The following is an 8560-nucleotide window of genomic DNA, read 5'->3' on the forward strand; positions in this document are numbered from 1 at the left end:
ACCACGCTTCTTCAGTGAGGGCTGTAGCGGGACCAGTTCGTGGTGCGGTAGCGGGCGGCTGTTGGTTTGCTCATGCCGCCTGTCTAACCGCATGGATTCACGTTGTGAATCCTTTGCGGACAGAGTTGTGCAACAACGCCCCCCGGCGTGCAACCTTTGGCACGGATTCTCGGTGTTGTGATTGATTTGATGCCGGCGCAACGTTCCGCCCCGACGCCGCAGTCTTCGGGTTGCTGCTGAGTTCCCGGATCAATTGCGCAAGCCACCCCTGCGATCATTGTACTGCAGCGATGACAGCGGGCAAGGTCGTCACGTCCAGGTCGCAAGGTGCTGCCTTCGCCCTCGTCGAAAGCCCTGCTTCAGCAAACGTCCGGATCAAACGGCTGTCCTGACGCAAGACGCTTTGCCCGTGATCGCCAACCTTCCGATTGTTCATGCCATCCCGCAACATCGCTGGCGGTATTCCGCCATCCCGCCAGATCGGCGAGGGTTTGCCGATGCATTTGCGTGTCATTTTGGCTTTGCACTCCGACCCCCATATCTGGCGAAATTTCATAGGGAGGCGGCCATGCTGAATGCAAAGTCATTGCTCGACAATCTGATGGGAAGCCTGTCGCAAATGGCTGGCGGGCAGGGGGTCAAGGGATTGACCGACAAGGCCAAAGGCGCGTGGAGCGATCAGTCCACGCTGGGCAAGGGGGCGATTGCTGGGGGGCTTTTGGGGGTGCTGCTGACCAGCGGCGGGCGCAGGCTTCTGGGCACCGGGGCAAAGATCGGTGGCGCGGCGTTGATCGGCGGGCTGGCCTACAAGGCCTATGAGGATTGGAAGGCGGGTAGGTCGGTGACGGCTGCGGATGGTCCGGTCAACCTGCCCGCGCCGAGTGGCAGCGCGTTTCACCCCGCCGATGCCGATGCGGCAGATGATCTTGCGACGCGGATCCTGCAGGCGATGATTGCCGCCGCCAAGGCCGACGGGCACGTCACGGCGGATGAGCGTGCGCGGATCGATGGGCAGTTGGCGAACCTTGGTCTGGGCGATGAAGCCATGGCGATGATCGCGGCGGAACTGGACCTGCCGCTGGACGTGAACCGGGTGGCAGCGCTGGCAACGACCGAAGAAGAAGCGACGCAGATCTATGCCGCGTCGTTGTTGGTGGTGGATGAGGATGCGGCGGACGAAAAGGAGTACCTCGCCAAGCTGGCCGCGCAGCTAACCCTTGATGCGGGGCTGGTGGCGCATCTGCATGCCAAGGCAGCACAGCTGGGCTAGGGTCGGTTGCCGCCGGTTGCTTCGGTCACCTGATCTGCTGCAGCGCGGACAAGTGCGCCGAACCGGCTGGCATCCGACAGCCCGACGCGGAAGGCGGGGCCTGACACCGACAGCCCCGCCACAGGTTCACCGTAGGCATTGAAGATTGGCGCGGCGATACAACGCATGCCCTCGGCGCGTTCCTGATCGTCAATTGCAAAGCCGCGGTCGCGGGTGCGGGCAAGGTCGCGCAACAGCGCCGAGTCCGAGGTCAGCGTCAGCGAGGTGAATTTCTGCAAGCCTTGCCGCGCGATGATGTCGCGTGCCCGCTCTTCCGGATACCAGGCGAGCAGGGCCTTGCCGATGCCGCTGGAATGCATCGGGCCTTTGGTGCCGGGCGGAAAGAACGCCCGGATCGCCTCGGTCGTTTCGACCTGCGCCAGAAACAGCACTTCGCCACGCACCTCGACGCCAAGATTTGCCGTCTCGCCGGTGTCGCGCATCAGTTGGTCCATTGGCTGGCGGGCACGTTCGACCACCTTGGTGCGGCGCAGAAAGGCGGTGCCCACGCGGAAGGCCCCAGCACCGATGTGCCAGACCTGGCCGGGTTCCTCCACCTCGACCATGCCGTGACCTTGTAGGGTGACAAGCGCGCGGAACACGGTTGCCACCGCCAGCCCGGTTTCCTCGGCCAGTTCGCTCAAGGTGCGGCCGGGGCCTTGCGCCAGATGCTCCAGCAACCCCAGCGCCCGGTCCAGCGCCTGCACGGTGTTCTGGTCGGTCTTGTCGTTGAACGCCTTCGGGCGGCCGCGCGGTTTGACGGGCATGCTGTGTCTTTCTTATGATCGGGCTGAGTTGAAAAACCGCGAGCCCTTGATTTCGCAGTTGAATACCATGCTTGCAGCATTCTGAAAAACATTTTCGAAAAAATAGGAGGCAGCGCTGGCATCGGCTACAAAGGCTTATCAAGCAGCGGAGAGCCAGCATGTCCTTCCAGAACCCGGTTTTCATTCCCGGCCCGACGAACATTCCTGAAAGCGTTCGCAAAGCCTGCGACATGCCGACCATCGACCACCGCTCGCCCGCCTTTGCGCGGGTGTTCAAGCCGGCGGTCGCTGGGGTGAAAAAGGTGCTGGGGATGGGGGAGGGCGAGGTGATCATTCTGCCATCCACCGGCACCGGTGGCTGGGAGGCGGCGATTTCCAACACGCTGTCACCCGGCGATACCGTGCTTGCGGCGCGGTTCGGGATGTTCAGCCACCGCTGGATCGACATGTGCCAGCGCCATGGGCTGAACGTCGAGATCATCGAGACGCCTTGGGGCCAGGGTGCGCCGTTGGACAAGATCGCCGCGGCGTTGAAGGCGGACAAAGGCCACAAGATCAAGGCCGTGCTAGCGACGCACAACGAAACCGCCACGGGCGTCCGGTCGGATATTGGCGGCATCCGGGTGGCGATGGGCGATCATCCGGCGCTGTTCTTTGTCGACGGCGTGTCCTCGATCGGGTCGATGCCGTTCGATATGGCCGCTTGGGGCGTGGATATCGCGGTGGCGGGCAGCCAGAAGGGGTTCATGCTGCCTGCGGGATTGGCGATCCTCGGGATCAGCCCCAAGGCGATTGCCGCGATGGAGACGGCAAAGCTGCCGCGCACGTTCTTTGATTTCAAGGACATGCTGAAGTCTTACGCGGCGGGCGGGTTTCCCTATACGCCGCCGGTGGGCCTGATCAATGGCCTCGCGCATGCGGTGCAGTTGCTGGAGGATGAGGGGTTGGAGGCGGTTTACGCCCGGCATCACCGCATCGCCGAAGGCGTGCGCCGCGCGATTGCGGCTTGGGGGATGGTGCCCTGTGCCGCCTCGCCGGAGCTGTATTCCGACACGGTAACGGCGGTTGTGGTACCTGCGGGCTGCAACGGCACCGACCTCGTGCAACTGTCGGCCAGCAAGTATGGCGTGGCGTTCGGCGTCGGCCTGGGCGAGGTTGCGGGCAAGGTGTTCCGCATCGGCCACCTAGGCAGCCTGACAGATGTGATGATGCTGTCGGGGTTGGCCACGGCCGAGATGTGCATGGCCGATCTGGGGTGGCCCATCACGCTCGGGTCCGGCGTGGCGGCGGCGCAGGACTATTACCGCAACGGCGCGAAGGAGGCGGCGAAAGCCGCGGCATGAGATGAACGATATGGCCCCTTTGGTGATCCCTACCTATGACGACGTGCTGGCGGCACATGCACGGATCATGCCCTACATCCACCGCACGCCGGTGCTGACCTCCAGCTATTTCAACGAGTTGACGGGGGCGGAGCTGTTCTTCAAGTGCGAGAACTTTCAGAAGGCCGGCGCATTCAAGGTGCGCGGCGCGTCGAATGCGGTGTTCGGGTTGCGGGAGGACCAGCTTGCCAAAGGGGTGGCGACGCATTCCAGCGGCAACCATGCGCTGAGCCTGTCTTATGCGGCGGGGCGGCGGGGGGTTCCTTGTAACGTCGTGATGCCGCGCACGGCTCCGCAAGCGAAGAAGGATGCGGTACGGGGCTATGGCGGGGTGATTGTGGAATGCGAGCCGTCCACCAGTTCGCGCGAGGCGGTGTTTGCCGAAGTGCAGGCCCGGACCGGGGCGGATTTCGTGCATCCTTACAACGATCCAAGGGTGATTGCGGGGCAGGGAACATGCTCGCGTGAGCTGTTGGAACAGGTGGCGGGGCTGGATGCGGTGATTGCGCCGATTGGTGGCGGGGGAATGATTTCAGGGACGTGCCTGACGGTTTCATCGACCGCGCCGGGGGTGGATGTCTATGCCGCCGAGCCGAAGAATGCCGACGACGCCTTTCGCAGCTTCAAGGCCGGTCACATCATTGCCGATGATGCGCCGGAGACGGTGGCCGATGGGCTTAAGGTGCCGCTGAAGGACCTGACATGGCATTTCGTCAGCAACCATGTGACCGACATTTTCACCGCGACCGAGGACGAGATCATCGACGCGATGAAGCTGACCTGGAAGCGGATGAAGATCATCATCGAGGCCAGCTGCGCCGTGCCGTTGGCCACGATCCTCGCCAATCCGGAGGTTTTCCGGGGGCGCCGTGTTGGCGTCATCATCACCGGCGGCAACGTCGATCTGGATACTTTGCCTTGGATGAAAGGGTAACACCATGAACAGCCACGCGAATTTTGCAGGACTTGAGGTCGGCTACGACATTCCCGCGCTGCCGGGGATGGACGAGAAGGACATCCAGACGCCTTGCCTGGTGCTCGACCTCGATGCGCTGGAGCGCAACATCAAGAAGATGGGCGATTATGCCAAAGCCCACGGCATGCGCCACCGGGTGCATGGCAAGATGCACAAGTCGGTAGACGTGGCGCTGTTGCAGGAAAGACTGGGCGGGTCTGTCGGGGTGTGCTGCCAGAAAGTGTCGGAGGCGGAGGTGTTTGCGCGGGGCGGGATCAAGGATGTTCTCGTTTCAAATCAGGTGCGCGACCTGGCCAAGATCGACCGGCTGGCGCGGCTGCCAAAGCTTGGGGCGCGGACGATCTGCTGCGTGGATATGCTGGACAACGTGGCCGACCTGTCGGCGGCAGCGGTGCGGCATGGCACCACGATCGAGTGTCTGGTGGAGATTGACTGCGGCGCCGGGCGCTGCGGGGTGAAAACCACGCCAGAGGTGGTGGCGATTGCCAAGGCCGTCGCGGCGGCACCTGGGCTGAAATTCAGTGGTATCCAAGCCTATCAGGGCGCGATGCAGCACATGGACAGCTATGACGACCGCAAGGCCAAGATCGATCTGGCGGTGGCGCAGGTAAAGGATGCTGTCGACACGCTTAAGGCAGACGGGATCGACTGCGACATTGTCGGCGGCGGCGGCACGGGCAGCTATTACTTCGAGAGCACTTCGGGCGTTTACAACGAGCTGCAATGCGGAAGCTATGCCTTCATGGATGCGGATTATGGCCGCATCCTCGACAAGGATGGCAAGCGGATCGACCAAGGTGAGTGGGAGAATGCGCTGTTTATCCTGACCTCGGTGATGAGCCACGCGAAGGCTGACAAGGCGATTGTCGATGCGGGTCTGAAGGCGCAGTCGGTGGACAGCGGGCTGCCGGTGGTGTTCGGGCGGACGGATGTGAAATACGTCAAATGCAGCGATGAGCATGGGGTGGTCGAGGATCTGGGCGGTGTGCTCAAGGTCAATGACAAGCTGAAGTTGGTGCCCGGACACTGCGATCCGACCTGCAATGTGCATGACTGGTATGTGGGTGTGCGCGGCGGCAAGGTAGAGGTCGTCTGGCCGGTGTCGGCGCGCGGCAAGGCGTATTGATCCTGCCGGCCGGAGGGTTCTGCATCTTTGTCGGAGCCTCCGGCGGGGATATTTTTGGACAGATGAAAGCGGTGGATGCATGTTGATTGTTCCAGAGGCGCTGATTGCGGGGCTGGTGTCGGCGGAGGACGCCTTTGCTGCAGTTGAGGCGACCTTTGCCGCGATGGCGCGGGGGGACGCGTACAACTTTCCCGTGGTGCGCGAGGCACTGGGCGAGGGGCGGCAGTACGGGTTCAAGTCCGGGTTGGACCGGGCTGGCGGTATGCTTGGGGTGAAGGCGGGGGGGTACTTTCCCGGCAATGCCGCAAAGGGAATCATCAACCACCAGTCGACCGTGTTCCTATTCGACCCCGAGACCGGGCGGCCGACCGCCATGGTTGGGGGCGGGTTGCTGACGGCGCTGCGCACGGCAGCGGCGAGTGCGATTTCCATCGACCGGCTGGCGCGGGCGGATGCGAAGGTGCTGGGGATTGTCGGGGCTGGGCATCAGGCGGGGTTCCAACTGCGGGCGGCGGCGCGGGTGCGTAGGTTTGACCGCGTGATCGCATGGAACCTGCATCCCGAGATGCTGCCGAAGCTTGGGGCCATTGCGGCGGAGCTGGGCTTGCCGTTCGAGGCGGTCGGGTTGGAGCGGATGGTGGAGGCGGATGTGATCATCACGATCACTTCGTCACCGGCGGCGAGTTTGATGTCGGCGCATGTGGCGGACGGGTGCCATCTGGCCTGCATGGGAACCGATACTGTCGGCAAGCAAGAGGTGGAGCCGGCGCTGGTGGCGCGGGCGACGGTCTTTGCGGATGAAGTTGCGCAGTCGGTGACGCTGGGCGAGGCGCAGCATGCGGTAGGGATGGGGTTGAAGGTGGCCTCGGCGATCACGCCGCTTGGGGCGGTATTGGTGGGCGCGCATGCCGGGCGGACGTCGGCGGGTGAGGTGACGCTGTTTGACGGGACAGGGGTCGGGTTGCAGGACCTTGCGGTAGCGGGGGTGGCGGTGCGTCGGGCCGCGGAACGTGGGCTTGGGACGCTGGTCGAGGTCTGATCGGCCGGTATGCTTTATCGCAAACGCCAGGCTATTTCCGGTGCTGCGACCCAACCGGGGCCACCGGCGGAAGGACCGAAGTCCCAGAGCGTCAGGCCACAGTGCGCGACGTAAAGGGGACGAAGTTCGTCCTCGTTGATAGAAAAGGCCGGGCCGTCCATCAAGGTCTGATCGTATTCAAAACAGATCACAAGTTGTGGTGCGCGATGTGTGAAGCGGGTCACATGGGCGACATAGCGGGTGCGCATGTCGGTGGGCAGCGCGATCAAGGCCGCCCTGTCATAGACATCATCGAGATGCCTGGTCGCATAAGGCGTCAGAACGACGAAATCGCCTACGAAGACATCAAGGTTCGGGGCGCTGTAGTGGCGCATCGGGCCTGCATCGGCGATTTCGGGTTTGGCGCCCAGTTCGTCGAACGGGTGCTGGATCGCAAGCTCGCTCAGCTCCACCCCGATCACGGCATGGCCCTTGGAGAGGAGCGAGGCGATGTCGCGGGTCTTGCCGCCAAGGGGGAAGAAGATGCGCGAGCCTGGTGCGGCTGACAAGGCATGAAGATGCGCTATGGGGCGAGCATTGGCTTCGACCGCGTGAAATCCGATCTGGTTGCCGTTCCTGCGGCAAAGCCAGAAGTCGTGGTCAATGGAGTTCCTCTTTGGAGAGAGGGTCGGGGATTGCGGTGGTTTGCCCAAGGGGGGACTTGAGCGCGGTCACGGGTTTGTTTCGGGTACAAGATTTGATCAAAAGGGGGCGTGATCGTCATTGAACCAAGGAACTCTGCGTGGTCAGACTTGGACAGGCGGAGGGTTCAGCATGCGCGTCTTTATCAATGGGTTCGGGCGGATCGGGCGGTCGGTGCTGCGGGCCTGGGCGCAAGGGCCGGAGCGTTGGCCGGGGCTGGAAGTGGTCGGGATCAACGACATCGCAGGCCCGGAGATGTGTGCCTATCTTTTCGAATATGACTCGGTGTTCGGTCCGTGGCGCGGGACGGTCGCGCTGGTGGATGGGGCGCTGGTGGTGGATGGGCGGGCAATCGCGCTGTACCGGACGGGGGATATCTCGGGCTTGGACCTGCGCGGCGTCGATGTGGTGATGGAATGCACAGGCCGGGCGGATGCGCGGGAGGTGGCGGCGCGAGGATTGCAGGCGGGTGCGGGGCGGGTGCTGGTGTCGGGGCCGTCGGCGGCGGCTGACGTGACTGTGGTGATGGGGGCGAACGAGGAGCAGCTTGGGGATCAGCGGATCGTGTCGAACGCGTCCTGCACCACCAATGCTTTGGCGCCTTTGGTGCGGATGCTGGACGAGGGTTGGGGGGTGGTCACGGGGTCGATGACGACGATCCACTGCTACACGGGATCGCAGCCGACAATGGATGCGCCGGGGGCGGATTTTGCGCGGAGCCGGGCGGCGGCGTTGTCGATGGTGCCGACGACGACCTCGGCGCAGCGGTTGCTGGATCAGGTGCTGCCGGGGTTGGCGGGGCGGATCATGGGGTCGGCGGTGCGGGTGCCGGTGGCGTCGGTGTCTTGCGTGGACCTTTCGGTGGTGACGGAGAGGGTGGCTTCGGTGGAGGCGGTGAATGCGGCGTTCCGGGCTGTGGGCGGGGTGATCGGGGCTGTGGACCAGGCGCTGGTGTCTTCGGATTTGCGGGCGCGGGGGGAGAGTATCGTGATGGCCTGCCCGGAGACGCGGGTGACGCCGCAGGGGCTGCTCCGGGTGTTCGGGTGGTATGACAATGAGTGGGGGTTTTCCAACCGGATGCTGGATGTGGCGGGGCTGATGGGGTGATGTCCACGCGTGGACAGGGGTGCGGGGTTAGGGAAATCAAGGGGTTAGGGGTGTTGGATTAAGGGTTTGGTAAGGATTCGGGGGCTGTTAGGGCTTCCGGGGTGGGGTGGGGAGGGGGGGGGGGGGGGGGGGGGGGGGGGGGGGGGGGGGGGGGGGGGGGGGGGGGGGGGGGG

General features: G+C 63.9%; 8 protein-coding genes. 6 read left to right on the forward strand and 2 right to left on the reverse strand.

Annotated elements, in window-relative coordinates; translation table 11 throughout:
* Positions 1–568: 568 nt before the first annotated feature.
* Complete coding sequence (locus tag RMO18_RS16055; protein WP_309667259.1) at positions 569–1270, forward strand: tellurite resistance TerB family protein; 702 nt, start codon at positions 569–571, stop codon at positions 1268–1270.
* Here RMO18_RS16055 and bhcR read toward each other — a convergent pair.
* Positions 1267–2076: an HTH-type transcriptional regulator BhcR gene (gene bhcR, locus RMO18_RS16060; protein ID WP_309667261.1), complete on the reverse strand. Its 810-nt coding sequence runs from the start codon at positions 2074–2076 to the stop codon at positions 1267–1269. The genes RMO18_RS16055 and bhcR overlap by 4 nt on opposite strands.
* 158 nt (positions 2077–2234) lie before the next feature.
* Here bhcR and bhcA point away from each other — a divergent pair, with 158 nt between their 5' ends.
* The 4 genes from bhcA (at position 2235) to bhcD (ending at position 6599) form a co-directional block, all read left to right on the forward strand.
* The gene (gene bhcA / locus RMO18_RS16065; protein WP_309667263.1) at positions 2235–3419 is read left to right on the forward strand and encodes an L-aspartate--glyoxylate aminotransferase BhcA; all 1185 of its coding nucleotides are present in this window, start codon (positions 2235–2237) and stop codon (positions 3417–3419) included.
* Between the two features lies 1 nt (position 3420).
* Positions 3421–4392 carry a beta-hydroxyaspartate dehydratase BhcB gene (gene bhcB / locus RMO18_RS16070; RefSeq protein ID WP_309667264.1) on the forward strand — a complete coding sequence of 324 codons (972 nt, stop codon included), beginning with the start codon at positions 3421–3423 and terminating at the stop codon, positions 4390–4392.
* 4 nt (positions 4393–4396) lie between these two features.
* On the forward strand, positions 4397–5560 hold the full coding sequence (gene bhcC, locus RMO18_RS16075; RefSeq protein ID WP_309667265.1) for a 3-hydroxy-D-aspartate aldolase BhcC: 1164 nt from the start codon (positions 4397–4399) through the stop codon (positions 5558–5560).
* A gap of 79 nt (positions 5561–5639) precedes the next feature.
* Positions 5640–6599, forward strand: a complete 960-nt coding sequence (bhcD, locus tag RMO18_RS16080) for an iminosuccinate reductase BhcD (RefSeq protein WP_309667266.1) — start codon at positions 5640–5642, stop codon at positions 6597–6599.
* A gap of 14 nt (positions 6600–6613) precedes the next feature.
* On the opposite strand, the gene RMO18_RS16085 is transcribed toward bhcD, so the two are convergent.
* The gene (locus RMO18_RS16085; RefSeq protein WP_309667267.1) at positions 6614–7291 is read right to left on the reverse strand and encodes a thiopurine S-methyltransferase; all 678 of its coding nucleotides are present in this window, start codon (positions 7289–7291) and stop codon (positions 6614–6616) included.
* Positions 7292–7412: 121 nt separating this feature from the next.
* On the opposite strand from RMO18_RS16085, the gene RMO18_RS16090 reads away from it, so the two are divergent.
* Positions 7413–8387, forward strand: coding sequence for a glyceraldehyde 3-phosphate dehydrogenase NAD-binding domain-containing protein (locus tag RMO18_RS16090; protein WP_309667269.1), 975 nt, complete (start codon positions 7413–7415; stop codon positions 8385–8387).
* The last annotated feature ends 173 nt before the right edge of the window (positions 8388–8560 follow it).

This window comes from Tabrizicola sp., from assembly GCF_031377265.1.
In the GTDB taxonomy this organism is placed as follows: Bacteria; Pseudomonadota; Alphaproteobacteria; order Rhodobacterales; family Rhodobacteraceae; genus JAUYQR01.

What these genes read in the sequence shown, in the direction of transcription:
- bhcD (WP_309667266.1), top strand. Translation starts at nt 5,640, where the DNA reads ATGTTGATTGTTCCAGAGGCGCTGATTGCGGGGCTGGTGTCGGCGGAG.
- bhcC (WP_309667265.1), top strand. Translation starts at nt 4,397, where the DNA reads ATGAACAGCCACGCGAATTTTGCAGGACTTGAGGTCGGCTACGACATT.
- RMO18_RS16090 (WP_309667269.1), top strand. Translation starts at nt 7,413, where the DNA reads ATGCGCGTCTTTATCAATGGGTTCGGGCGGATCGGGCGGTCGGTGCTG.
- bhcR (WP_309667261.1), bottom strand. Translation starts at nt 2,076, where the DNA reads ATGCCCGTCAAACCGCGCGGCCGCCCGAAGGCGTTCAACGACAAGACC.
- bhcB (WP_309667264.1), top strand. Translation starts at nt 3,421, where the DNA reads ATGAACGATATGGCCCCTTTGGTGATCCCTACCTATGACGACGTGCTG.
- RMO18_RS16055 (WP_309667259.1), top strand. Translation starts at nt 569, where the DNA reads ATGCTGAATGCAAAGTCATTGCTCGACAATCTGATGGGAAGCCTGTCG.
- bhcA (WP_309667263.1), top strand. Translation starts at nt 2,235, where the DNA reads ATGTCCTTCCAGAACCCGGTTTTCATTCCCGGCCCGACGAACATTCCT.